Below are 25,037 nucleotides of genomic sequence, written 5' to 3' on the forward strand. Positions count from 1 at the left end.
CTCCTGCTGTCCGGGGGGATGTGTCGGTGATGGGCTTGTATGAGGATGTGGCGTCGAGCATAGAGCCTGGACAACGTTGTCAGATGCGGGAGACACTGTCCATCGCACTCTCCGGCCCTCGTCCCCACCGTGGGGCCGGTCGCCGCGCGCTCTTGTGTACGGCTTTATCGCTTTCGGTCCGACGGGGAGATCCGACTCTGATGCACACCGACCTCGTGGCAGCGCTGGACATCGGCGGCACCAAGATCGCCGGCGCGCTGGTGGACGGCCACGGCCGTATCCAGGCGCGCGCGCAGCGTGCGACACCCGCCCGCAAGGACGGTGACACCGTGATGGGGGCCGTCGAGGCCGTCCTCGCGGAGCTGATCGCGTCGCCCCTGTGGGGCAGGGCCACGGCCGTCGGCATCGGCAGCGCGGGCCCGGTGGACGCCTCGGCCGGTACGGTCAGCCCGGTGAACGTGCCCGGCTGGCGCGACTACCCGCTGGTCCGGCGGGTCCGGGACGCCGTGGGCGGGCTGCCCGTGGAGCTGATCGGGGACGGGGTGGCCATCACGGCCGCCGAACACTGGCAGGGTGCCGCCCGAGGCCACGACAACGCGCTGTGCATGGTGGTGTCGACGGGCGTCGGCGGCGGTCTCGTGCTGGGCGGCCGGCTGCACCCCGGACCGACCGGCAACGCCGGCCACATCGGTCACATCAGTGTCGACCTCGACGGCGACCCCTGTCCGTGCGGTGCGCGCGGCTGCGTGGAGCGCATAGCGAGCGGCCCCAACATCGCCCGCCGCGCCCTCGACGCCGGCTGGCTGCCCGGCCCGGACGGCGACACCTCCGCCGCCGCGGTCGCCGCCGCCGCGCGACTGGGCGACCCCGTCGCCGTCGCCTCCTTCGAGCGGGCCGCGCAGGCGCTGGCCGCCGGTATCGCGGCCACCGCGACCCTTGTCGAGATCGACATCGCCGTGGTGGGCGGAGGGGTGGGGAAGGCGGGCGAGGTCCTCTTCGCCCCCTTGCGCAAGGCGCTCACCGACTACGCGACGCTGTCCTTCGTCCAGCGGCTGGTGGTCGTCCCCGCCCAGATGGGCACGGACGCCGGGCTGGTCGGCGCGGCCGCGGCGGCCCTGTCACGGACGGCGGGGGCGCCGGCCGCGCACGTCTGAGCGCGGGGCGCGGCCGGTGCGCGGCTGGGTGCGGTGGGGCGGCGGGCGCGCGTCGGGAGAACGCCGGCGGGGCGACGGGCGGACGCGTCCGAGGACGGGTGGTGCGCAGGGTGCGCGTCCGATCACGACGTTGCGGCGGGCGCGGGCGGCCGGGTACGGGGGGTGCGGCGGGGCGCGTCCGGCCACGAGGTTGCGGCGGGCGCGGGCGTCCGGGTGCGGTGCGGTGGTGGTGCCGTGGCCCCGAGCGCGTCGCCGTGCGGTGGTCTGAGGGTCGAACGCGTCCGGGTTCGGCGCGTGGCGGCGCGCACGCCCGTTCGGGCACGGCGGAGCGGCCCCCACGCACGGCTGAGGCCGGGAGCCGGTGGGAGCGCCGGTGTGTTCGTGCGCTTTCCCGGCCGTGCCCGTGACCCCGGCGCGTCGGCGTAGTTGAACGGGGCATGAAGAAGCGCAGCATGCTCGCCCTCGCGTCCCTGGCCACCGGCTTCGTCGTCGCGGCCGTCAGCCCGTCCCACGCCGCCCCGAGCGACCTCCCGCTCAACCTGGACGTGGACGACACCGTCAGCACCGTGCAGGACACCGTCGCCACCGACAGCCTGACCCTGGACAAGGACGCCCTGGGACCGCTGGGCTGACGCCCTCGGCCGGGGCGACGCGCCCTGCCCGAACCTGAAGGCGCCGGTGCCCCCGAGGGGCGCCGGCGCCGTTGTCATATGCCCTTTCGCGCGCCCTCAACTCCGCCTGGTTTCCGTGGCAGGGTGAAGCGGGCAAGCCACAGGGGGCCAACAGAAGAGGGGGACCTGTGACCGTCGTCTGGATCAACGGCGCGTTCGGTGCGGGGAAGACCACCACCGCACGGGAACTGATCGAACTGATCCCGAACAGCACACTCTTCGACCCCGAGGTCGTCGGCGGGGCGCTCGCGCACCTCCTGCCGCCCAAACGCCTGGCCGAGGTGGGCGACTTCCAGGACCTGCCGATCTGGCGCCGGCTGGTGATCGACACGGCGGCCGCGCTCCTCGCCGACCTCGGCGGGACGCTCGTGGTCCCGATGACCCTGCTGCGCCAGGAGTACCGGGACGAGATCTTCGGCGGTCTCGCCGCCCGCCGGATCGACGTCCGGCACATCCTGCTGGCCCCGGCCGAAACGATCCTGCGGGACCGCATAGCGAGCCGCGAGATACCCGAGGGCCTGCCGGACGGCGAGATGCGGGTACGACAGTGGTCCTACGACCACATCGAGCCCTACCGCGCGGCCCTCGCCTCCTGGCTCACCGCCGACGCCCATCCCGTCGACACCGGCGCCCTCACCCCCTACGAGGCCGCCGCCCGGGTCGCCGAGGCCGTCGGCACGGGCGCCGTGCCGGCCTGCGAGATCGTGCAGACCCCGGAACCCACCGGCGAGACCGTCGCCGCCGGTGTCCTGCTCTTCGACGACCGGGACCGGGTCCTGCTCGTCGACCCCACCTACAAGCCCGGCTGGGAGTTCCCCGGCGGCGTGGTCGAACCCGGCGAGGCACCCGCCCGCGCCGGTATGCGCGAGGTCGCCGAGGAGACCGGCCTCCACCTGCGGGACGTGCCCGCCCTGCTGGTCGTCGACTGGGAACCCCCGGCGCCCCCCGCCCACGGCGGTCTGAGGCTGCTCTTCGACGGCGGCCGGCTCGACTCCGCGGACGCCGACCGGGTCCTGCTGCCCGGCGCCGAGCTGCGCGCCTGGCGCTTCGCCACCGAGGACGAGGCCGCCGCCCTGCTGCCCCCGGTCCGCTACGAGCGGCTGCGCTGGGCACTGCGGGCCCGCGAGCGCGGCGCCGCCCACTACCTGGAGGCGGGCACGCCGGTCGGCTGACGTCAGCCCGCCGCCCCGTACGTCCGCGCCGAAGCCCTCAGCACCTCCCCGGCCCGCGCGGTCACCGGATCCCCGTGACCGAAGCAGGCCACCTCCGTGTCGAGGGCCGCCAGCCGCCCGAAGGACGCCACCGCCCGGTCCCGGTCGATGTTGAACACGCCGAGCAGCACCGCGCCGTCGACCGGCGAGGCGGCGACCGCGTCCCCCGTGCACAGCACGCCGTGGGACGGGAGGTGCAGCGCGATGCTCCCGTCCGTGTGGCCCGGCGCGTGCACGATCCGGGCCCCGCCGCCGAAGTCCAGGACGTCACCGTCCACCACCCCGGTCACCCGCGCCGGCCGGGCGAAGCCGCCTCGCGGGAGCCGACGCACGGCGTTCTCGTGCAGCGGACGCTCCCAGTCCTCGAGCACGGGCGGCGGACCGGGCTCCTCGCCCCGTACGACGGGCGCCTCGACGGCGTGCGCCACCACCTCGGCCCCGGTGAGCGCGGCCACCTCCTGCGCCCCGCCCGCGTGGTCCTCGTGGAAGTGGGTGAGCACGACCCGCCGTACCCGGCCGGCGGCCCGCGCGGTCTCGACGACGCGCGCGCCGTACCCGGCCGGTCCGGCGTCGATCAGCGTCACCTCGTCGCCGTCACGCCACAGATACGCCTGACCGACCGAAAAGCGCAGCAGGTGCAGGCACGGAAGGATCTCCACGACGTCCATACGACGACCGTAGGCAGGGCCCCACCGGGTGGCGAGGCCCCTCTGCCGACGGCAGAGCGCGGGGCGGGAGCGGGCTCAGCCCGCCGCGTAGTTGCGCAGGAAGTGCGCCTCCGCCACCGACAACCGCTCCAGCTCCTCCGGGGACACGCTCTCGTTCACGGCGTGGATCTGCGCCTCCGGCTCGCTCAGGCCGATCAGCAGGATCTCCGCCTGCGGGTAGAGGGCCGCCAGGGTGTTGCACAGCGGGATGGAGCCGCCCTGACCGGCGTACTGCATCTCCTCACCCGGGTACGCCACCGCCATCGCGTCCGCCATGGCCTGGTACGCCGGGCTCGTGGTGTCGGCGCGGAACGCCTGGCCCTGGCCGATCTGTTCGACGGCGACCCGGGCACCCCACGGCGTCCGCGTCTCCAGGTGGGCCTGGAGCAGCTTGGTGGCCTCGGCCGCGTCCACGCCCGGCGGCACCCGCAGGCTCACCAGCGCCCGGGCGCCCGCCTGCACCGACGGGGTGGCGCCGACGACCGGCGGGCAGTCGATGCCGAGCACCGTGACGGCGGGCCGCGCCCAGATCCGGTCGGCGACCGAACCGGAACCGATCAGCTCCACGCCGTCCAGCACGCGCGCGTCCTTGCGGAACTGCTCCTCGTCGTAGGCCAGGCCCTCCCAGGTGCTGTCCGCCGCCAGGCCGTCGACGGTCGTCGAGCCGTCCTCGGCGCGCAGCGAGTCCAGTGCCCGGATCAGGGCGGCCAGCGCGTCGGGCGCCGCACCGCCGAACTGACCGGAGTGCAGGTTGCCTTCGAGCGTGTCGACCTTCACGCGCAGCAGCGTCATGCCGCGCAGCGTGGAGGTGACCGTCGGCAGGCCGACCCGGAAGTTGCCCGCGTCGCCGATGACGATGGTGTCGGCGGCCAGCAGCTCGGGGTGCGCCTCGGCGTACCGCTCCAGGCCGCCCGTGCCCTGCTCCTCGGAACCCTCGGCGATCACCTTGACGTGCACCGGCACGCCGCCGTTCGCCTTCAGCGCGCGCAGCGCCAGCAGGTGCATCAGCACACCGCCCTTGCAGTCCGCGGTGCCCCGTCCGTACCAGCGGCCGTCGCGCTCGGTCAGCTCGAACGGCGGCGTGGCCCAGCCCGCCTCGTCCAGCGGCGGCTGCACGTCGTAGTGGGCGTAGAGCAGCACCGTCTTCGCGCCCTCGGGTCCCGGCAGGTACCCGTACACCGACTGCGTGCCGTCCGGGGTGTCCAGCAGGGCCACGTCCTCGAAGCCCTCGGCGCGCAGGGCCGTCGCTATCCAGTCTGCGGCGCCCTCGCTCTCGCTGCGCGGGAACTGGTCGAAGTCGGCCACCGATTTGAAGGCCACCAGCGCGGCGAGTTCCTCCTTCGCGCGGGGCATCAGCGAAGCGACGGTCTCGGCGACCGGATTCGGCGACATGGGCACGCTCCTTGTGGGTGCGACGTTGTACCAAGGAGTACTTGGAATGACGGGCCGATCCTCCCACAGTGGCCTGCGGCGATGCCCGCCGTAGGATGCGGGGGTCAGGTGCGGCATGCGGTTTGATCGGAGCAGTAGACCATCGTGAGCAGCGAGAACTCTTCGGCGGACGACGCGCGTCAGGTCTGGGACGTGGTCGTGGTGGGCGCGGGACCGGCGGGGGCCTCGGCCGCCTACGCGGCGGCGGTCGCGGGGCGGCGCGTCCTGTTGCTGGAGAAGGCCGAGCTGCCCCGCTACAAAACGTGCGGCGGCGGCATCATCGGCCCCTCGCGCGACACCCTCCCGCCCGGCTTCGAGCTGCCCTTCCAGGACCGGGTGCACGCGGTGACCTTCTCGAACAACGGGCGCTTCACCCGGACCCGGCGCTCCCGGCAGATGCTGTTCGGGCTGATCAACCGGCCCGAGTTCGACCTGCAGCTCGTCGAGCACGCCCAGAAGGCGGGCGCCGAACTGCGCACCGGAGCGACGGTGACCCGGGTGGAGCAGCACGGGTCGGCGGTCCCGGACCGGCGCACGGTCGCCGTCGTCCTCCAGGGCGGGGAGACCGTGCTGGCCCGGGCCGTCGTCGGCGCGGACGGCAGCGCCAGCCGGATAGGCGCCCACGTCGGGGTGAAGCTGGACCAGGTCGACCTCGGCCTGGAGGCGGAGATCCCGGTGCCCGAGACGGTCGCCGAGGACTGGAAGGGCCGGGTGCTCATCGACTGGGGCCCGATCCCCGGCAGTTACGGCTGGGTCTTCCCCAAGGGCGACACGCTCACCGTCGGGGTCATCTCGGCGCGTGGCGAGGGCGCGGCGACCAAGCGGTACCTGGAGGACTTCGTCGCCCGGCTCGGACTGGCCGGGTTCGAACCCAGCATCTCCTCCGGCCACCTGACCCGCTGCCGCGCCGACGACTCGCCGCTCTCGCGCGGCCGGGTCCTGGTGTGCGGGGACGCGGCCGGGCTCCTGGAGCCGTGGACCCGCGAGGGCATCTCCTTCGCGCTGCGCTCGGGACGGCTCGCGGGGGAGTGGGCGGTGCGCATCTCCGAGGCGCACGACGCGGTGGACGCCCGCAAGCAGGCCCTGAACTACGCGTTCGCCATCAAGGCCGGTCTCGGCGTGGAGATGAGCGTCGGCAAGCGCATGCTGGCGGTGTTCGAGCGCCGGCCCGGGCTCTTCCACGCGGCCCTGACCGGGTTCCGCCCGGCGTGGAAGGCGTTCAAGGACATCACGCAAGGCTCGACCTCGCTGGGCGAGCTGGTCCGCGGCCATCCGCTGGCGCAGCGGGCGCTGGCGGCGATGGACCGGCGGCCCGAGCCGGCCGCGCCGTCCGCGCCGTCCGCCGGGGAGGAGACCGGCGCCTGACCGTCGGCGGCGGTCCGTCCGAGCCCGGAGCCCGGTGCCCGCCCGGGCCGGACGGTACGCCTCCGCCCGCTCGCAGCCCGCCTGCCTGCTCGCCTGCTCGCAGCCCCGCCTGCCTGCTCGCCCGCCCCGCCGCGTGCGCGCCGACCCACGGGCCGCCGGTGCCGGGCACCGCGCCCGAGGACACCGTGCCGGCCGCCGCCCGAGTGGGCGGCGCACTCCTCGTCACCTGCACACCGGCGCACCGGCGCGCACCTGTGCACCTGCGCACGCGCGCACCCGAGCACTGCGCACGGGGCACGCCGGACCGGCGCCGCTGCGGAGCCGCTGTTCGCGGCGGACCGGCTGTTCGCGGCGGACGGGCTCGCCCACGCGGCAGGCCCGGGCCGGCCCGGGGCCCTCGACGCTCCGACGCCCCGCGGCCGTGCGCGGGCGTACTTCGCCGGGAGTACGCGTGATGACCACGCGCGGGTGACGCCGCCCGGCGCGCCCGGCGTCTAGCGTGGCGGACATGGACGGACAGCACGATCCCGGGCGCCGGGCACCGCGGTGGTGGCGGCACGGGCCCGCGTGGTGGGACCGGCGGGGCGACGAGGAACGCGCCCCCCGGTGGCCCTGGCGCTCCACCGTGCTCATCACGGCGTTCGTGCTGTTCGGCTCGAACTTCGCCGCCCACGCCCAGGCGGGGGACCGGGCCGCCCTGGACCCCTTCGCGCGCGTGCTGCTGTTCGTGACCGGCGCCGCCCTGCTGTGGCGGCAGCGGTACCCCGTGCCGGTCGTGTTCGGCACGGCCGTCACCACCCTGGTCTATCTGGGCGCCGGATACCCGTACGGCCCGGTGTTCGTGGCCGTCGCGGTGGCCTGCTTCAGTGCCGTGGTCGCCGGGCACCGCAAGGCGGCGTGGGCCGCGATGGGGACCCTGTGGGCCGGGCACGCCCTGGTGGCGCACTGGCTCTACCGGTGGCTGCCGCCGTCCGGGGACTCGGCCGCGTCCTGGGGACAGGAGCTCGTGATCGCCACCTGGGTGGTGGCCGTCGCGGCCCTGTCGGAACTCGCCCGGGCCCGCCGCGAGCAGTGGGCGCGGGAGCGGGCGGAGCGGGCACAGGCGGCACGCCGGCGCGCGGACGAGGAGCGGCTGCGGATCGCCCGCGAGCTGCACGACGTCCTCGCGCACAGCATCTCCGTCATCAACGTGCAGGCCGGTGTCGGACTGGCCCTCCTGGACACCGATCCGGAACAGGCCCGCACCGCGCTCACCACCATCAAGGACCAGAGCAAGGAGGCGCTCGGCGAGGTGCGGCAGGTGCTCGACACCCTGCGCAGCCCGGGGGACGCGCCGCGCGCTCCGGCCCCCGGCCTGGACCGGCTCCCCGAACTGGTCGAGCAGGCGGCGAGCGCGGGCCTCATCGTCGAGGTGGCGGGCAAACCGCCACGCCTGTCGCCCGGTAGCGACCTGGCCGCGTTCCGCATCGTGCAGGAGGCGCTCACCAACGTCGTACGGCACTCGGGTTCCCGGCGCGCGCACGTCCGCCTCGACCGGGACGGGAACACGCTGCTGCTGCGCGTCGACGACGACGGCCCCGCGACGGGCGCCGAGGCGGGCGGCAGCGGCAACGGGCTGGCCGGGATGCGGGAGCGCGCGGCGGCCCTCGGTGGCACCATCGACGCGGGCCCGCGCCCCGACGGCGGCTTCCGGGTGCTGGCGACCCTGCCGATCGACGTGAAGCACACGACACACCCCAAGGAGGACGACCGGTGATCCGCGTACTGCTCGCCGACGACCAGTCGTTGGTACGGGCCGGCTTCCGGGCGCTGCTGGACGCGCAGCCGGACATCGAGGTGGTCGCGGAGGCCGCCGACGGCGAGGAGGCGGTGCGCTCCATCCGCGAACTGCGCCCCGACGTCGTCCTCATGGACATCCGTATGCCCCTGCGGGACGGCCTCGCCGCGACCCGCGAGGTCACCGGCGACCCGGGGCTGCACGACGTGAAGGTGGTCATGCTCACCACCTTCGAACTCGACGAGTACGTCTTCGAGGCGATCCGCTCCGGCGCCTCCGGCTTCCTGGTCAAGGACACCGAACCCGAGGAACTCCTGCGCGCCGTGCGGGCCGTGGTGGACGGCGACGCGCTGCTGTCACCCGGGGTGACCCGCCGGCTGATCGCCGAGTTCGCGGCCCGCTCCAAGGAACCCGCGGCGGCCGCCGAGATGGCCCGGCTGACCGAGCGGGAGCGCGAGGTGATGGCGCTGGTCGGCATCGGACTGTCCAACGAGGAGATCGCCCGCCGGCTGGTCGTCAGCCCGCTGACCGCCAAGACCCACGTCAGCCGGACCATGGTGAAGCTGGGCGCCCGCGACCGGGCCCAACTGGTCGTCCTCGCCTACGAGTCGGGGCTCGTACGCCCGGGCTGGCTCGGCTGACCGCCGCGCGCGAACCGGACCAGCACGCTCACCACCCGGACGGCGAACACCACCACGGCGAGCACCACGCCCGACCGGACGAGCGCGGTGCGCGGCGCGCCCGTCAGATCGAAGAGATACGCCGGCCCCGTCACCGCGCCGAACAGCACCGCCGCCGCGAACGCCGCGCTGCACAGCGCGTAGCCGATCTCGATCGTGATGGCGTCCCGCTCGCCCTGCGTGCGCCGTCCTCCGTGGGTCTCCATGGCGCCGAGTCTCCCAGAACGGGCGGGGTTCCGTCAGCGCGGTGACCGTCGCGAAGGGCTCTGCTACGGTGCGCGGATGGCGGCGAAGAAGGCCGAACAGGTGCTCGTGAACCGGTGGCGCTCGATCCTGGTCCTCCACGCCCGTGTCCAGTGCGAACTGGACCGCGCGCTGCACGGACACGGCCTGTGCGCAAGCGACTTCGAGGTCCTGGACGTCCTGGCCGGCACCCCGGACGAGGACGGTCCCGGCTCCTTCGGATACCGGGTCCAGGAGATCTCCGAGCGGGTCCACCTCAGTCAGAGCGCGTTGTCGCGGCTGGTCGCCCGGCTGGAGAAGGACGGTCTCGTCGAGCGCTCCATGTGCGCCGAGGACCGGCGGGGCGTGCGGGTGGCGCTCACCCCGGAAGGGCGCGCCAGGCACGGCGAGGCGCTCCCGGTGCAGCGGGCGGTGCTGCACCGGATGCTGACCGGCTGACCGACGCCCCGGGCGCACGGCTCACTTCCAGGTGACGCCCGACCGCTCGCGCCACAACGCGGCGAGCGCGCCGTCGCCGGTCACCTCCGGGAAGGGCCGGCGGTTCCACAGCGCCGGATAGAGCTGCGCGGCGGGGCCGGACAGCTCGCAGTCGGCGTCTGCCTCCTCCGCCCGCACGGTCACCGGCGGCTGGGCGGACAGCCGTACGGTCCACACCGCGTGCGGCGCGTCCGTCGCCCGCACCCGCAGCGTGCGGGGCTCCTCGGTGCGCACCGCGCTCTTCGGGCGGGCGTGGAAGGCGCACAGCAACTCGTCGATGCCGTCCAGCGCGAAGTCCACACCGACGGCGGTGGGTTCACCGCCGCGGGCCGACTCGGCGTCGATCCGGTGCACGGTCGTCTCGTGCGCCTGCCGCCTGGCCCAGAAGGCCAGCGGCGACGGCGCGGGCAGGAAGTGCCAGCACCGCACGTCGGGCTCGGCGCCGGCGAGGGCGTCGACGAGCCGTTCGTGTCCCTCCCGGAACCAGCTCAGCAGCGGGCCGCCGTCGAGGGCGGGCGGGTCGTCGGCCCGCCGGGGGCCGGTGTGCCCCTCGGCGACGAACGCCGTCGCCCAGCGGTGCACCATTCCCGTGTGCCGCAGCAGGTCCCGCACCCGCCAGTCCGGGCAGGTCGGCACCTCGGCGTCGGTGCCCGCCGCCTCGGCGGCCGCGGCCAGCAACGCTCCTTCACGGTCCAGGGTCTCGACGTACGCGGCGGTCTTCATGGCAGGCAGTGTGCCGCATGGAGTGCGCTCGACGGCACGCCGTGCGGCACCTCCGGGGCCCGCCTCAGCCCGGCACCCCCGCGCGTCGGGTCGCGACCGCGACCAGCACGGCCACCGCGGCGAGCGCCGCCACACTGGTGAGGGCGGCCGGCAGGGAGAACCAGTCGGCCATGAAACCGATCGCGGGCGGTCCGAGCAGCATGCCGCCGTAGCCCAGGGTGGACGCGGTCGCGACACCGCTCGGGCCGCCGAGCGCACCGGCCCGCTCGACCGCGACCGGGAAGATGTTGGCCAGTCCGAGGCCGGTGATCGCGAAGCCGAACAGCGCCGCCCACACGGACGGGGCGAGCGACCCGAGCAGCATGCCGGCCACCGCGGTGGTGCCGCCCGCCACCACCGTGGCCGTCCGGCCCAGCCGCTCCAGCAGCGTCGTCCCGGTCAGCCGGCCCGCGGTCATGGCGAGCGCGAAACAGGAGTAGCCCACCGCCGCCAGCCCCGGGGAGGCGTCGAGGTCCTGCTCCAGGTGCAGGGCGCCCCAGTCGGCCATCGCGCCCTCGCCGTACGCCGTGCACAGGGCGATCAGGCCGAAGGTGACGACGAGGCGGCGGGTACGACGGTCACGGCGGCGCGGGGCGTCGTCCTCGTCCGGGGCGCGGTCCGGTGGGACGGCGGGCTCGCAGCGCAGCAGGGCCCGGCCCGCGAACAGGGTGACCAGCAGACCGGTCACGGTGAGGGCGAGCAGGTGCCGCGTCGGCGACAGCGCCCCGGCGACCAGACCGCCGAGCCCCGCGCCGACCATCCCGCCGAGGCTGAACGCCGCGTGGAAGCTGGGCATGATGGGACGCCCCAGTACGGCGACCAGGTCGACGGCGGCGCTGTTGAAGGCGACGTTGATCCCGCCGTACGCGCTGCCGAAGACCAGCAGGACGAGGCCGAGGGCGAGGGCGGAGTGGGTGAGCGGGGGCAGGGCGATGCTGAGGCAGAGCAGCACCGCGCAGGCGACGGTGACGGGGTGGCTGCCGTAGCGCCGGACCAGCCGTCCGGTGAGCGTCATGGTGACGACGGCGCCCGCCGAGACACCGAGCAGGGCGAGCCCGAGGGCGCTGGCGGAGGCGCCGGTCTGTTCCTTGATGGCGGTGATGCGGACCACCCAGCCGGCGAAGACGAAGCCGTCGAGGGCGAAGAAGGCGGTCAGAGCGATGCGGAGACGGGTGAGATCGGTACGGGAGCCCGGCACGGCGCTGTGCGAACGGGCTTTGTTTATTTGCGGCACAAAAGGAGGCTAGGCGCCGGGCGGGCCCGCGGCAAGGGCGTCCGTCAGTCGGCCCGTGCCCCCGTCGTGCTCTCCCGCACCACCAGCCGGTGCGGCGCCTTGGCCTCCGTCGGTGCGGGTGCCGAGCCGTCGATGACGCCGAGCAGGGTGCTGACCGCCGTGCGCGCGATGGCGGCCTTGTCCGGGGCGACGGTGGTCAGCGACGGCGAGCTGTACCGGCCCTCCTGGATGCCGTCCACACCGACGACGGCGATGTCGTCGGGCACCCGCACCCCCGCGCGGGTCAGGGTGTGCATGGCACCGATGGCCAGCAGGTCGTTGTAGCAGAAGACCGCGTCGGGCGGTTCCGGAAGGGCGAGCAGCCGCTCCATGGCCTGGGCGCCGAGGTGGCGGTGGAAGCGCGGCGTGGGGACGATCAGCTCCTCGTCCACCGCGATCCCCGCGCGCTCCAGCGCCTGCCGGTACCCGGTCGTGCGCAACTGCGCGGTCTCGCCGGTGCTGTAGGGCTGATCGCCGATGGCCGCGACGCGCCGGCGGCCGAGGCCGAGGAGGTGTTCCGTCGCCTCCCGGGCCGCGACGACGTTGTCGATCGCCACGTGATGGAAGCTGCCGTTGAAGATGTGCTCGCCGAGCAGCACGACGGGCACCCGGTTGGTGCGCCGGCGCAGCTCGTCCGCGGAGATGGCCAGCGGGCTCAGCAGCAGGCCGTCGAACATCGTGGCACGCGACTCCCGGCCCAGCAGCTCCCGCTCGCGCTCTCCGTCGCCGTCGGTCTGGTCGAGCATGACCACGTAACCGTGGGCGCGGGCCGCGGTGATCACCTCGCGGGCCAGTTCGGCGAAGTACGGCACGTCCAGCTCCGGAACGACCAGGGCGATCATGCCGCTGCGGCCCCGGCGGAGATTGCGGGCCACCAGGTTCGGCCGGTAGTCGAGCTCGTCGAGCGCGGCCTGCACCCGGACCCGCAACTCGTCGGAGACGGGCACCGAACCGTTGACCACGTTGGACACGGTGCGGATCGAGACTCCGGCGCGTCGGGCGACGTCGCGGAGCGTGGAGCCGGCCATCCAGTTCCCCCTCACGGCCCCCGCGGGGCATCGGTCGGCAGCATCTCGTGTGTGCGCCGGTGCGGACCGGCACTGATGCAGGTTGATGTTACTCAGCTATTGCATCGTTGCAAAAGGCGACGCATCATCTCTGCATCGTTGCAAAGCGTGGGCGGCGGCCGGGACCTGGTGCCCGCCGTCGCGCCGCCGACGACGCCTGCGCGCGTCCACGTCCACCCCTGATCAGCCACTCCGTCTCGCGCACCCCAGCCCGCATTTCCGACCGAGGAGCCGTGCTCATGTCCAGATCATTCGTCCCACGGCGCAGCGTTCTGCGCGGCGCGCTCGGCGCCGGCGCGCTCGCCGCGGCCGCCGGTCCCCTCGCGGCGTGTGCCCCCGGCTCCTCCGGGTCCGAGCCGCGCAAGCTCGCCGGGACGCCCAGTGCGTCGGCCAAGGGCGAGATCACCATCTGGAGCCGCTCGGGCGACCTGTTCAAGGTCTTCGACGCGGCGATCGACGCATTCCGCAAGGCCCATCCGGACATCAAGGTCAATCACCAGGCCGTCGACATCGACGCCAAGCTCGCCAACACCCTGATCAGCGGCGCCGACCTGCCCGACGGCAGCTTCTGGGACGACGCCAAGATCGGCGGCCAGGCGGAGCACCTGTACGACCTGACGGACCTGATAGCGCCCTACCGCGACAAGACCTCGGCGTACAAGCTCTCGGTCAACACCGTGGACGGCCGGATCTACGGCGTGCCCTGGGACCTCGACCCCGGGCTGCTCTGGTACCGCGAGGACCTGCTGGAGGACGCCGGAGTCGACCCGGCCGGACTGAAGACCTACGACGACCTGCTGGCGGCGGCCCGGGCGCTGAGGGAGAAGAACCCCAAGGCCCGCCCCCTGCACATGGAGAAGGACCCCTTCCTCGGCCAGCTCTGGCTGGAGATGCTCGCGGGCCAGCAGGGCACCAGCCTCGCCGACGCCGACGGACAGGTGAGGCTGGACTCCAAGGAGTACCGCAACATCCTCAACTGGGTCCGCGACGCCGTCGACGACGACCTGGTCACCCACGCCGAATACCTCAAGCAGGCCGACCTCGCCGCCCTGGAGAACGGGCAGCAGGCCCTGGTCCCGTGGGCGGTGTGGTGGTCCTTCGCCCCCCAGCAGCTGCTGAAGAAGGGCAAGGGCAAGTGGCGGGCCGCACCGCTCCCGGCCTGGACCCCGGGCGGAGCGCGCAGCGGTGCCATGGGCGGCAGCAGCTTCATCATCCCGGCCAAGGCGAAGAACCCCGAACTGGCCTGGCTGCTCTACGAGTTCCTGTGCTTCAAGGAGCCGGGCTACAGCGCCGTGTACGGGCCGAGCGAGGTCTACCCGGACGGACTGACCACCTCCGTGCCCAGCTACGGACCCGCGTGCCGTCCCGACAAGCCGCTGTTCGAACCGGTGGCCGCGCTCGGCGGACAGGACCTGTGGAAGGTCGCCGTGGACGCCGCCGACACCATCCCGTCCGCCGCGCCGATCCCGGCCTGGTGGGCCAAGTCCGTCGACTACCTCGGCAACAACCTCCAGCGGCTCATCGAGGGCAAGATGGCCCCCGACGACGTCATCGACGACTCCACCAAGAAGATCCAGCGCAACCTGGTGGACCGCGCATGACCTCCGGCACCCTCACCCCGCCGCGCAAGGAACGGGCGGCACCGGCCGCGCCGCGCCCCACCCGCTCACGCCGCAAGCCCTTCCTCGCGCCCTACCTCTTCGTCGCGCCGTTCTACCTCGTCTTCGCGGCCTTCGGCCTCTACCCCCTCGTCTTCGCGCTCCAGTTGAGCTTCACCGACTGGAAGGGCGCCGGCCAGGCGAACTTCATCGGCCTGGAGAACTACACCTACCTGCTCACCAGCGAGGAGTTCTGGTCCTCGCTGGGCAACAGCGCGGTGATGTGGCTGCTGATCGTGCCCCTCCAGATCGTCGGGGGCCTGGCCGCCGCGGTCCTGCTCGCCAACGCGAAGCTGCGGCTGCGCGGCATGTTCCGGGTCGCCTTCATCACACCGTTCGTCACCCCGCTGGTGGCGATGGCCCAGGTCTGGATCGTCGCCTTCGACACCGACTACGGGCTGGTCAACCACCTGTTCAACCTGGTCGGTCTGCCGGACGTCGACTGGCTCCAGTCGACCGCCTGGGCCAAACCGACGCTCGCGCTGCTGTTCCTGTGGAAGACCACCGGGTTCGCGATCATCATCCTGCTCGCCGGGCTCCAGGCCGTGCCCGCCGACGTGTACGAGGCCGCCGACCTCGACGGCGCCTCCCGCAAACGGCAGTTCTGGTCGCTGACCCTGCCGCTGATGCGGCGCAGCATCGCCTTCCTCGTCGTGGTGCAGACCCTCGCGGTGTTCCAGATGTTCGCCGAACCGTTCGTCGTCACCCAGGGCGGCCCGTACGGCTCGACCACCACCGGCGGGCTGTACCTCTACAACCACATCCTGGCGTCCGACCTCGGGACCGGCGCCGCGAACTCCTTCCTGCTCGTGCTGCTGGTGTTCGCCCTGTCCCTGCTGTCCGTGCGCCTGCTCCGCTCCAAGGACGCGTGACCATGACCAGCCAGACCAAGACGACGGGCATGACCAGCCGGACCAAGAAGACGGGCCGGAGTCTGTCCCAGCCCGGGCCGGGGCCGCTGCAGTACCTCGTGCTCGGCCTGCTCGCCCTCGTGTTCGTCTACCCCATCTGGTGGGCCGTCAGCTCCTCGCTGAAGCCGCCGGCCGACATCGTCCGCGACCCGCTGTCCTTCTCGCTCGGCTCGGCCACGCTCGACAACTACCGGGCGATGTTCGACGACGTGCCGATCGGCACCGGCTTCGTCAACACCGTGCTCGTCGTGGCCGTCAAGGGCGCGATGACCATGTTCTTCTGCCCGCTGGCCGGCTACGCCTTCGCCAAGTACCGCTTCCCCGGCAAGAACCTGCTCTTCGGCGTGCTGATGCTCACGCTGATGCTGCCGACCCTCGTGCTGGTCATCCCGCTGCTGCTGGAGATGAGCCAACTGGGCTGGGTCAACACGTACCAGGCGCTGATCCTGCCCGGCAGCATCGACGCCTTCAGCATCTTCTGGATGCGGCAGACCATCGCGGCCGTCCCCGACGAACTCCTCGACGCCGGACGCGTGGACGGGGCGGGCGAGTTCGGCATCTTCGCCCGGATCGTGGTGCCGGTCATCCGGCCGGGCATCGCCGCGCTCGGCGTGCTGACGGCCATGAACATCTACAACGACTTCGTCTGGCCGGTCGTCGCCGTCAACGACGAGAGCCACCAGACGCTCCAGGTCGTCCTGTCCACCCTCGCGCAGAACGTCACCGGCAACCGCGTCGGCGCCGACTTCGCGACCGTCTGGGGCGAACTGCTCGCCGCCGGAAGCATCGCGATGCTGCCCGTGCTCGCCCTGTTCGTCCTGCTGCAACGCCACTTCATCAACGGGATCCTCGCGGGCAGCGTCAAGGGCTGACCTCCCGCCCTACACCGCTGACTCTCCCGCAGCCGCACCGAATCGGAGCACTCACGCCCATGACCACCCCCCGTCCCGAATACCCCCGCCCCCACTTCGACCGGTCCCACTCCTGGCTCACCCTCAACGGCACCTGGGAGTTCCGCGCCGACCCCGCCGAGCGGTACTCCGCCGACGCGCCCGACGGCTACGACCGGGCGATCACCGTGCCCTTCGCCTGGGAGACTCCCGCTTCCGGCATCGCCGAACACTGGCTGCAGACCGCCTGGTACCGGCGCACGTTCACCGTGCCTGCCGACTGGGCCGGGCAGCGCGTCGTCCTGCACTTCGGCGCCGTGCACCACGCCGCCACGGTCTGGGTGAACGGCGCCGAGGTCGCCCACCACGAGGGCGGCTACACCCCCTTCGCCGCCGACGTCACCGACGCCCTCGGCGAGGGAGAGCAGCGGCTCACGGTGCGGGTGCACGCGCCCGCCGACAAGCTCGACATCGCCCACGGCAAGCAGCGCAGCATGCCCCGCGACGACTACGACGGCGTCTGCTTCACCCCGTCCTCCGGCATCTGGCAGAGCGTCTGGCTCGAGGCCCGCCCCGCCACCCACCTCGCCGCCCTCCGGCTGCGCCCGAACGACGACCTGACCGGCATCACCGTCGAAGCCGTCGTGCACGGCCCCGCGGCCGACCGCGCCGAACTCCGGCTGCGCGTACGCGACGAGGACACCGCCGTCACGGCGACCGTGGACCCCGACGGACGACTCCGTACCGAACTCCCGCTCCCCGTACCCAGGCTGTGGTCGCCCGAGGACCCGCACCTCTACCACGTGGACGCGGAGCTGACCTCCGCCGACGGCACCGACCGGGTCGCCGCGTACACCGGCCTGCGCACCATCGCCGTCGACGGCGAAGCCCTGTACCTCAACGGGCGGCGGCTGTTCGTGCGCGGCGTGCTCGACCAGGGCTACTGGCCCGGGACCGGCATCACCGCCCCCGACGACACCGCCCTGCGCCGCGACCTCGAACTCGCGGCCGAGGCCGGCTACAACCTCGTCCGCAAGCACCTCAAGCTGGAGGACCCCCGCTTCGTCCACCACGCCGACACCCTCGGCATGCTCCTGTGGGCCGAACCCGCCTCGCCCGGCCGCTTCTCGCCCGCCTCGGTCACCGCCTTCGCCGAGCAGATCGAGCCCATGGTCGAGCGCGACGGCAACAGCCCCGCCATCGTCATCTGGGGCCTGTACAACGAGGAGTGGGGCCTGGACTGGGACATCCCCGGCGACCCGGCCAAACAGCGCGCCACCGCCGACGCCTACGACCGCCTCAAGGCGCTCGACGCCACCCGCCCGGTCGTCGACAACTCCGGCTGGACCCACGTCAGGACCGACCTGCTGGACTGGCACTACTACGACGAGAGCGCCGCCTCCTGGGCCACCACCGTCACCGACCTGCTCTCCGGCGAACGCGACGACTTCCCCGTCAAGCTCGGCCCCGACTTCGTCGTCCACAAGAAGCTCGCCGTCCCCGGACAGCCGCTGCGCGGCCTGCCCAACCTCAACAGCGAGTACGGCGGCGGCTTCACCGGCCTGGACCGCGCCTGGCACCTGCGCTGGCAGACCCAGGAACTGCGCCGGCACGACCGGCTCGCCGGGTACGTGTACACGGAGCTGTACGACATCGAGCACGAGAGCGCCGGACTGCTGGACTTCGCACGCGGCGCGAAGGACCTCGCGGGCGTCGACCCGGCCCACGCCAACGCGCCGACCACCCTCGTTCTGGACGTCACACCGGTGGCGCCCGGCCGCGACCTGCTCACCGCCGACCGGGACTTCACGGTCGACGTCCACGTCTCCCACCACGGCACCGACCCGGTCGCGGGCACCCTGCACACCACCTGGACCCCCGTGTACGCCAGGACGCCCGACGCACCCGGCGACGCCGTCCCCGGCTGCCGCGCGGAGGCCAAGCCGTACCTCCTGGGCGCCCCCGTCACCGTGCCCGCCACGCTGCCCGAGGGCTGGACCAGCGGCCGGCTGCACCTGGCGCTGGTCGTGGACGGCACCGTCGCCGCCCGGACCGCGCTGGACGTGGACACGCGGACCGCACCCCACATCGGCGACGACCCACTGGCCCGCCCCACCGCCTGACCCCGGCCGGCGACCGCGCCCGCTGCCACCGGCCGTCGGGCGCGGCCCCCTCCCCCCGACCACCACCCGTACACCCGACCCCGCACCACCCGGCCTCCCCACCACCAAGGAGTCGATCCGTGCGCAACCCGTCACCCGCCCGCAGACGATCACCGGCCCTGCTCGCCGTCCTGGCCCTAGTGACCGCCCTGCTGTCCCTGTGGTCGCAGCCCGCCTCGGCCGCGCCCGCCGGCCAGGTCCTGGCCTCACCCGACCTCGCGGCCCACCCGCAGGGCGACAACAGCTACCCCCGCGCCGTCCGCCTCGACCACGACGGCTCGGCGGGCCAGACCATGCTGGCCACCTACGCCCGGCGCGAACAGGGCGCCGCCAACACCCTGCCCGTCCACCGCAGCACCGACGGCGGCCGCACCTGGAGCGCCGCCCCGATCTCCACCATCACCTCGCACACCCCGGGCTGGGACATCGAGGCACCCGTCCTCTACGAGGTCCCGCGCACCGCGAACGGCCTGAACCAGGGCGACCTCCTCGCCGCCGGCACCGCCTGGCAGGCCGGCGACTACACCACCCAGCGCGTCGAGGTCTTCAAGAGCACCGACCACGGCCGGAGCTGGCAGTACCTCTCCGACTGCACCCGCACCAGCGGGCTGCCCGACACCATCGGGCACGGCATCTGGGAACCCTGGTTCCTGCTGGCCCCCGACAACACCCTGGCCTGCTTCATCTCCGACGAGCGGCCCGCGAACAGCCCCACCAACAACCAGGTCATCGGCCACTACACCTCCACCGACGGCGGCCGCACCTGGAGCGGGACCCTCACCCAGGACGTCGCCTTCCCCGCCGACAATCTCGCCCGCCCGGGCATGTCGATCGTCGTCCCGCTGCCCGACGGGCGGTTCATGATGGCGTACGAGATGTGCCGGGACGCCACCGACGCCGACCACGCCTGCGAGGTGTACACCAAGACCAGCCCCGACGGCCTGAACTGGGCGCCCGCCGACAACCCGGGCACCCTGGTGCGCACCGCCGACGGCAGGGAACTGCTGCACACCCCCTACCTCGCCTGGGTACCGGGCGGCGGCCCCGACGGCACGCTGCTGATGTCCGGCCAGCGCGTGGTGAGCGGACCCACCGGCAACAAGACGGTGCTGTCGGAGTCCGGCACCGTGGTCTTCGCCAACACCCGCCTCGGCGCGGGGGAGTGGACCGAGATCGAGGCCCCGGTCCTGACCGACCCCACCGGCGGCTACAACCCCGGTGAGCCCTCCTGCCCGGGCTACAGCTCGCCGATCGTGCCGCGCGCCGACGGCAGCTCCTTCCTCTACCTGACCGCCACCTGGCTCGGCACCGGCAACCAGTGCCAGGTCCGCTTCGGCACCGGCGGTCTCGGCGGACCGGTCGGCCAGGTCACCACGCCGTGGGTCGCCGGCAAGTGCCTCGACGTCGACACCAACACCAGCGGCAACGGCAACGCCGCCCAGCTGTGGGACTGCAACACCGCCACCGGACAGCGCTGGTCCGTCGCCCCCGACGGCACGGTGCGCGCGTTCGGCAAGTGCCTGGACATCGACGGCAACGGCACGGCCAACTTCACCAAGGTCCAGGTCTGGGACTGCGCCCCGGGCGTCGGCGGCCAGCAGTGGCGGCACCGGAGCGACGGCTCGCTGTTCAACCCGCAGTCCGGCCGCTGCCTGGACATCCCCTCGGGCGGCACCGCCAACGGCACCAAACTGCAGATCTACGACTGCAACGGCCTCGGCACCCAGAAGTGGAACCTGCCGGCCTGACCCCGGGAGCACCGAGGGCGCTCCCCGCGTGACCGTCCGCGGGGCGCGCCCTCCTCACCTCACCCGCGGTGGGCGGCGATCAGCTCCCGGTACCAGTGGTAGCTGTCCTTCGGGGTGCGCTCCTGCGTGTCGTAGTCGACCCGCACGATGCCGAAGCGCTTGTCGTAGCCGTACGCCCACTCGAAGTTGTCCAGCAGCGACCACACGTAGTACCCGCGCACGTCCACGCCCGCGTCGATCGCCGCCCGCAGCGCGGTGAGGTGGTCGCGCAGGTAGGCGACCCGGTCGGTGTCGTGCACCGTGCCGTCGGCGGCGGCCGCGTCGTCCTCCGCCGAGCCGTTCTCCGTGATGTGGACCGGCGGCAGCGCGTCGCCGTACCGCTTCTTCAGGGCGACGAGCAGGTCGGTGAAGCTGTCCGGCACGACCGGCCAGTCCATCGCCGTGTGCCGCACCCCGGGGAGCCGTACCTCCTCGTACCGGTTGTCCGTGGCCACCCGCCGCGCCGGGTCGCTCTCGCGGTGCGGCGCGTCGGCGACCACGATCGGCCGGTAGTAGTTGACGCCCAGGAAGTCCAGAGGCTGGGAGATCAGCTCCAGGTCGCCGTCCCGCCGGAAGTCCTCGCCGGTGATCAGCTCGCCCCAGGTCTCCTCCTCGGTGGCCGGGTAGCGGCCGGCGAGGATCGGCTCGGTCCACACCAGGTTGTGCTGGGTGTCCGCGCGGACCACCGCCTCCAGGTCGGCCGGGGAGCCGGTGGCGGGCAGGTTGCGGTCCAGGTTGAGCGTGATGCCGACCTCGCGCACCCCGGCCGCCCGCAGCGCCCGCACCGCCAGCCCGTGGCCGACCAGCAGGTGGTGGGCGGCGGCCAGCGCGCCCCGGCCCTCCTTGGCGCCGGGCGCGTGCCGGCCGATGGAGTAGCCGAGGAAGGAACTGCACCACGGCTCGTTGAGGGTGATCCAGCGCGGCACCCGGTCGCCCAGGTGCTCCGCGACCACCGCCGTGTACTCGGCGAACCGCTCCGCCGTCTCCCGCACCCGCCAGCCGCCCCGGTCCTCCAGGGCCTGCGGCAGGTCCCAGTGGTACAGGGTGGCGGCCGGCTCGATGCCCGCCGCGAGCAGCTCGTCCACCAGGCGGGAGTAGAAGTCGAGCCCCTTGGGGTTCACCGCGCCCGAGCCGTCCGGCACGACGCGCGGCCAGGCGATCGAGAACCGGTACGAGTCCACGCCCAGGTCGCGCAGCAGGGCCACGTCCTCCGGGTAGCGGTGGTAGTGGTCGCAGGCGACGTCACCGGTGTCGCCGTTCACCACCAGGCCGGGGGTGTGGCTGTAGGTGTCCCAGATCGACGGTCCGCGGCCGTCCTCGGTCGCCGCGCCCTCGATCTGGTACGAGGCGGTCGCGGCGCCGAAGACGAAGCCGGGCGGGAAACCGGGGTACTCACTCATGCTGTGCTGTCATCTCCGTGCTTGCGGGGCGTGCGGGGTTCACTTGACGGAACCGCCGGTGATGCCGGCGGCGATGTACTTCTGGGCGAGGACGAGGAGGATCGCGGCGGGCACCGCCGACAGCACCGAGGCGGCCATCACCGAGCCCCAGTCGCCGACGTGCGCGCCGATGTACTGGTAGATGCCCAGGGTGATGGGCTTGACGTCGTCGGTCGTGTTCAGGGTGAGCGCGAACATGAAGTCGCTCCACGAGAACAGGAACGCGAACAGCCCCGACGTGATCAGGGAGTTGCGGCTCATCGGCAGCACCACCCGCACGAAGGCGCGCACCGGACCGGCCCCGTCGATCTGCGCGGCCTCGATCACCTCGCCCGGGATCGACACCATGAAGGAGCGCATCAGCACGATGGAGAACGGGATGCCCAGCGAGGCGTCCGCCAGCATCAGGCCGAAGTAGGAGTTGACCAGCCCCAGGTCGACGTAGGAGTTGTAGAGGGCGTTGGCGATGACGATGCCCGGCACCATCTGGGTGATCAGCGTGCCGAACACGATGGTCCGCGAGCCGCGCAGCCCGAACCGCGCGAGACCGTACGCGGCGGGCGCCGAGATCGCCAGGCAGATGGCGACCGCGCCGAGCGAGACCGCCAGCGACGTCAGCAGGTGCCCGCCCTGGTCGCTGATCGCCTTGGAGAAGCCGGAGAAGTCCAGGCTGCCCGGCACCGGATCGACCTGGAGCAGCCCGGAGTCGGGCTGGAGCGCGGTGTTGAGCATCCAGTACAGCGGGAACAGCATCACGCACAGGATCAGAACGCCGGCGACGGTGGAACCCCAGCGGCGCCGGGAGGCGGTGGGCGTGTGGGAGGCCATGGACGTCACTTCCCCTCGGTGCGGTTGGCCCGCAGGTAGAACACCGCGAACACGGCGGAGATCAGGATGAGTACGTTGCCGACCACGGCGCCCGCGCCGAAGTCCAGCTGGACGAACGAGTTCTGGTAGGTCAGGGTGCCCAGCGTCTGGGTGGCGTCGGCCGGGCCGCCGTCGGTCAGGGCGAGGATCAGGTCGAGGATCTTCACCGTCGACATGAAGCCCAGCACGAGGACGACCGTGACGACGGGCTTGAGCATCGGCAGGGTGACCGAACGGAAGGTCCGCCAGGCCGAGGCGCCGTCCAGCGCGGCCGCCTCGTGCAGCTCCTTCGGGATCTCCTGGAGACCGCCGTACAGGATGACCATGTTGAAGGGGATGCCGATCCAGATGTTGACCAGGATGACGGACAGCAGGGCCATCTCCGGGCTGGTCAGCCAGGGCGTGTGACCGCCGATCCCGAGCGTGTCCAGGAACGAGTTGAGTACGCCGGTGTCCTGGTCGAGGATGCGGCGCCAGACGATGCCGGACACCACCATGGGCACCAGCCAGGGCAGCAGGATCAGCGAGCGCAGCACCCCGTTGAGCGGGAAGCGGCGGCTGAAGAACACCGCGAGCGCCAGGCCGATGCAGAACTGGCCGAGCAGGGAGCCCGCCGTGAAGACGAGCGTGTGCCACAGCGCCTTGCCGAACAGGGCGTCCTGGAACACGTTGGACCAGTTGTCGGCGCCGTTGAAGGGCGCCTCACCGGTGAAGAAGGTCTTCGGCGTGTAGTCCTGGAAGCTCATCACGACGTTGCGCACGAGCGGGTAGCCGAAGAACAGCAGCATGAAGACGACGGCGGGGGCGACGAACCCCCACTGGGTGAGCCTGCGGCGGCGCGCGATCCGGCCGGGGTCCGGCGCGGCGGGTGACGTGGACGCCTTGGCGGGCGCCTGCGCGGAGACGGTGGACGTGGGCATGGGCGTGGTCATGGGGGCGTACCTCAGTTCCCGCTCGTGGCCCGCTGCTGGGCGCGCTTCAGGGCGGTCTCACTGGACTGGCCGGTCAGGGCGGACTGGAAGGCGCTCTGCAGCGCGAGCGACACGCTCGACCAGCCGGCGCCGAGCTTCGCCGTCCGGGACCGGGCGACGGCCACCTGGTCGGCGAGGGAGTCCAGCTCGGGCACCTTCTCGCGCCAGACGGCGGCGGCCTCGGCATTGGCCGGGACCATCCAGCTGTTGAGCGCGTAGGTGAGCTGCTCCTTCTCGCTCGCCAGACACGCGACGATCTTCCCGGCCGTCTTCTCCCGGGCCTCGTCACCGGTGTTGGGCACGGTCAGCACGGCACCGCCGAGCGGGCCCACCGAGTCGTCGCCCGCCTCGGGCACCGGGATCGGCGCGATGCCCCAGTGCAGCGACTTGTCGCTGTTGAGCGTCTCCACCTGCCACGGACCATTGATCATCATCGCCGCGTTGCCGGCCATGAACTGGTCGTTGACGTCCGCCTGCGTCCAGTTGACCGTCGACTTCGACAGCGAACCGTCCTTCAGCAGGCTCTTCCAGTAGTCCAGGGCCTCGACCACCTTCGGGCCGTCCAGGTCGGTCTCGTCGCCGCCGTTGGACCACATGAACGGCGTGAACTGGAAGACCCCGTCCTCCGCGCCGCCCGCGCTGAGCGCCAGGCCGTACCGCTTGCCCTGCGTGAGCTGCTTCGCCGTCGCCCGCAGCTCGGCCCAGGTGGTGGGCACCTTCACGCCCGCCTTGTCGAGGACGTCCTTGTTGTAGAAGAGGGCGAGGGTGTTCACGGAGCGGGCCGCGCCGTAGTACGTGCCCTTGTAGGAGCCGAAGTCGACGATCCCGTCGGGGATGTCGTCGGTGCTCAGGCCGAGGGTCCTCAGGTCCACCAGGCCGCCCGCGTCGGCGAAGGTCGGCATCTCGGACGCGTCGAACTGCACGATGTCGGGCAGCGACTTGGACGACGCCATGCGCAGCGCCTTCGTCATCACCTGCGAGGCGGGGACGCTCTGCTGCTCGATGGTGACGCCCAGCTCCTTGCCGCAGCGGGCCATCGCCTCCGCGTCCCAGCGGTGGTACGACTCGTCGGTCGAGGAGTTCATCACGGTGTACGTGCCGGCGTCGCGCTGCTGTCCGCAGCCGGCCAGCGCCGCTCCGGCGACCAGCACGGACACGGCGGTGACGGGGGCGAGGACTCGGCGTGAGCGTCCTCGCCCGCGGCCCGTGGCAGCCGGAGGGTGTGCTGTCAAGGCGAGCGAGGTGAAGCGCTTCGACATGGTGCGGCCCTTGCTGTCGTACCGTCCGGCTTCCTCGCCGGACCGATTTGTTTGGTGTGATGACTAATACGTCACGGACCCGCTTCCGCGCTAGAGCAAAGTGGCCCCTCTCTCGTGGCTCCGTGCGGTGACGAAGTTGTTCTCCGACGTAATAGTTCCTGGTCGAAGCGGTGAGAGTGCCACAAACGCCTCGGCGCGGGGATTTGTCTTGTGTACGATCAAATCGCTGTGAGACGGCCTCCGTGCTCCCCATCCGACAGCTCCCGCCCCACCCG

The 25,037-nt window shown here is 72.7% G+C and carries 22 protein-coding genes; 12 read left to right on the forward strand and 10 right to left on the reverse strand.

Annotation, left to right across the window (positions count from 1 at the left end):
- Positions 1-200 precede the first annotated feature (200 nt).
- The 3 genes from D1J63_RS32465 (at position 201) to D1J63_RS32475 (ending at position 2,997) form a co-directional block, all read left to right on the forward strand.
- The gene (locus tag D1J63_RS32465) at positions 201-1,154 is read left to right on the forward strand and encodes an ROK family protein (RefSeq protein ID WP_125633849.1); all 954 of its coding nucleotides are present in this window, start codon (positions 201-203) and stop codon (positions 1,152-1,154) included.
- A 437-nt stretch (positions 1,155-1,591) separates the two neighbouring features.
- Positions 1,592-1,786: a hypothetical protein gene (locus tag D1J63_RS32470; protein WP_102932761.1), complete on the forward strand. Its 195-nt coding sequence runs from the start codon at positions 1,592-1,594 to the stop codon at positions 1,784-1,786.
- A 167-nt stretch (positions 1,787-1,953) separates the two neighbouring features.
- Complete coding sequence (locus tag D1J63_RS32475) at positions 1,954-2,997, forward strand: NUDIX hydrolase (protein ID WP_125633851.1); 1,044 nt, start codon at positions 1,954-1,956, stop codon at positions 2,995-2,997.
- A gap of 2 nt (positions 2,998-2,999) precedes the next feature.
- On the opposite strand, the gene D1J63_RS32480 is transcribed toward D1J63_RS32475, so the two are convergent.
- Positions 3,000-3,704, reverse strand: a complete 705-nt coding sequence (locus tag D1J63_RS32480) for an MBL fold metallo-hydrolase (protein ID WP_125633853.1) — start codon at positions 3,702-3,704, stop codon at positions 3,000-3,002.
- A 75-nt stretch (positions 3,705-3,779) separates the two neighbouring features.
- Positions 3,780-5,135: a dipeptidase gene (locus D1J63_RS32485; protein WP_125633855.1), complete on the reverse strand. Its 1,356-nt coding sequence runs from the start codon at positions 5,133-5,135 to the stop codon at positions 3,780-3,782.
- Between the two features lie 144 nt (positions 5,136-5,279).
- On the opposite strand from D1J63_RS32485, the gene D1J63_RS32490 reads away from it, so the two are divergent.
- The 3 genes from D1J63_RS32490 (at position 5,280) to D1J63_RS32500 (ending at position 8,957) form a co-directional block, all read left to right on the forward strand.
- The gene (locus D1J63_RS32490; RefSeq protein ID WP_125633857.1) at positions 5,280-6,539 is read left to right on the forward strand and encodes a geranylgeranyl reductase family protein; all 1,260 of its coding nucleotides are present in this window, start codon (positions 5,280-5,282) and stop codon (positions 6,537-6,539) included.
- 508 nt (positions 6,540-7,047) lie between these two features.
- Positions 7,048-8,295, forward strand: coding sequence for a sensor histidine kinase (locus tag D1J63_RS32495; protein WP_125633859.1), 1,248 nt, complete (start codon positions 7,048-7,050; stop codon positions 8,293-8,295).
- The gene (locus tag D1J63_RS32500; RefSeq protein WP_102931572.1) at positions 8,292-8,957 is read left to right on the forward strand and encodes a response regulator transcription factor; all 666 of its coding nucleotides are present in this window, start codon (positions 8,292-8,294) and stop codon (positions 8,955-8,957) included. Before D1J63_RS32495 ends, D1J63_RS32500 begins: the two co-directional genes overlap by 4 nt.
- Here D1J63_RS32500 and D1J63_RS32505 read toward each other — a convergent pair.
- Positions 8,918-9,202 carry a DUF6332 family protein gene (locus D1J63_RS32505; RefSeq protein WP_125633861.1) on the reverse strand — a complete coding sequence of 95 codons (285 nt, stop codon included), beginning with the start codon at positions 9,200-9,202 and terminating at the stop codon, positions 8,918-8,920. The two genes, D1J63_RS32500 and D1J63_RS32505, sit on opposite strands and share 40 nt — an antisense overlap.
- A gap of 76 nt (positions 9,203-9,278) precedes the next feature.
- Here D1J63_RS32505 and D1J63_RS32510 point away from each other — a divergent pair, with 76 nt between their 5' ends.
- Positions 9,279-9,677 (forward strand): MarR family transcriptional regulator, encoded by a 399-nt coding sequence (locus D1J63_RS32510; protein WP_125633863.1) that lies wholly within the window; start codon positions 9,279-9,281, stop codon positions 9,675-9,677.
- A 21-nt stretch (positions 9,678-9,698) separates the two neighbouring features.
- Here the strand turns inward: D1J63_RS32510 and D1J63_RS32515 are convergent, their stop codons facing one another.
- The 3 genes from D1J63_RS32515 to D1J63_RS32525 form a co-directional block, all read right to left on the reverse strand.
- Positions 9,699-10,439, reverse strand: a complete 741-nt coding sequence (locus tag D1J63_RS32515; RefSeq protein WP_125633865.1) for a maleylpyruvate isomerase family mycothiol-dependent enzyme — start codon at positions 10,437-10,439, stop codon at positions 9,699-9,701.
- Positions 10,440-10,503: 64 nt separating this feature from the next.
- Entirely contained in the window at positions 10,504-11,676 is a 1,173-nt protein-coding gene (locus D1J63_RS32520) for an MFS transporter (RefSeq protein ID WP_125635977.1), read from the reverse strand.
- An 80-nt stretch (positions 11,677-11,756) separates the two neighbouring features.
- Positions 11,757-12,779, reverse strand: coding sequence for a LacI family DNA-binding transcriptional regulator (locus D1J63_RS32525; RefSeq protein WP_125633867.1), 1,023 nt, complete (start codon positions 12,777-12,779; stop codon positions 11,757-11,759).
- 278 nt (positions 12,780-13,057) lie between these two features.
- Here D1J63_RS32525 and D1J63_RS32530 point away from each other — a divergent pair, with 278 nt between their 5' ends.
- The 5 genes from D1J63_RS32530 to D1J63_RS32550 all read left to right on the forward strand — a co-directional run bounded on the left by D1J63_RS32530 (position 13,058) and on the right by D1J63_RS32550 (position 20,187).
- On the forward strand, positions 13,058-14,419 hold the full coding sequence (locus D1J63_RS32530; protein WP_125633869.1) for a sugar ABC transporter substrate-binding protein: 1,362 nt from the start codon (positions 13,058-13,060) through the stop codon (positions 14,417-14,419).
- Positions 14,416-15,348 carry a sugar ABC transporter permease gene (locus D1J63_RS32535; RefSeq protein WP_125633871.1) on the forward strand — a complete coding sequence of 311 codons (933 nt, stop codon included), beginning with the start codon at positions 14,416-14,418 and terminating at the stop codon, positions 15,346-15,348. The genes D1J63_RS32530 and D1J63_RS32535 overlap by 4 nt, the downstream gene beginning before the upstream one ends.
- A gap of 2 nt (positions 15,349-15,350) precedes the next feature.
- Positions 15,351-16,259, forward strand: coding sequence for a carbohydrate ABC transporter permease (locus tag D1J63_RS32540; RefSeq protein ID WP_125633873.1), 909 nt, complete (start codon positions 15,351-15,353; stop codon positions 16,257-16,259).
- Between the two features lie 59 nt (positions 16,260-16,318).
- Complete coding sequence (locus tag D1J63_RS32545) at positions 16,319-18,400, forward strand: sugar-binding domain-containing protein (RefSeq protein ID WP_125633875.1); 2,082 nt, start codon at positions 16,319-16,321, stop codon at positions 18,398-18,400.
- A gap of 119 nt (positions 18,401-18,519) precedes the next feature.
- Complete coding sequence (locus tag D1J63_RS32550; RefSeq protein WP_125633877.1) at positions 18,520-20,187, forward strand: sialidase family protein; 1,668 nt, start codon at positions 18,520-18,522, stop codon at positions 20,185-20,187.
- Between the two features lie 59 nt (positions 20,188-20,246).
- Here D1J63_RS32550 and D1J63_RS32555 read toward each other — a convergent pair whose 3' ends face one another.
- Genes D1J63_RS32555 through D1J63_RS32570 form a run of 4 tightly spaced genes read right to left on the reverse strand, consistent with a single transcriptional unit; the run spans position 20,247 to position 24,762 of the window.
- Positions 20,247-21,626, reverse strand: coding sequence for a GH1 family beta-glucosidase (locus D1J63_RS32555; protein WP_125633879.1), 1,380 nt, complete (start codon positions 21,624-21,626; stop codon positions 20,247-20,249).
- Between the two features lie 39 nt (positions 21,627-21,665).
- The gene (locus D1J63_RS32560) at positions 21,666-22,493 is read right to left on the reverse strand and encodes a carbohydrate ABC transporter permease (RefSeq protein ID WP_125633881.1); all 828 of its coding nucleotides are present in this window, start codon (positions 22,491-22,493) and stop codon (positions 21,666-21,668) included.
- A 5-nt stretch (positions 22,494-22,498) separates the two neighbouring features.
- On the reverse strand, positions 22,499-23,452 hold the full coding sequence (locus tag D1J63_RS32565; RefSeq protein WP_164713259.1) for a sugar ABC transporter permease: 954 nt from the start codon (positions 23,450-23,452) through the stop codon (positions 22,499-22,501).
- A 23-nt stretch (positions 23,453-23,475) separates the two neighbouring features.
- The gene (locus D1J63_RS32570; protein WP_164713071.1) at positions 23,476-24,762 is read right to left on the reverse strand and encodes a sugar ABC transporter substrate-binding protein; all 1,287 of its coding nucleotides are present in this window, start codon (positions 24,760-24,762) and stop codon (positions 23,476-23,478) included.
- Positions 24,763-25,037: the final 275 nt, after the last annotated feature.

This window comes from Streptomyces sp. KPB2 (genome assembly GCF_003950055.1).
In the GTDB taxonomy this organism is placed as follows: domain Bacteria; phylum Actinomycetota; class Actinomycetes; order Streptomycetales; family Streptomycetaceae; genus Streptomyces; species Streptomyces salinarius.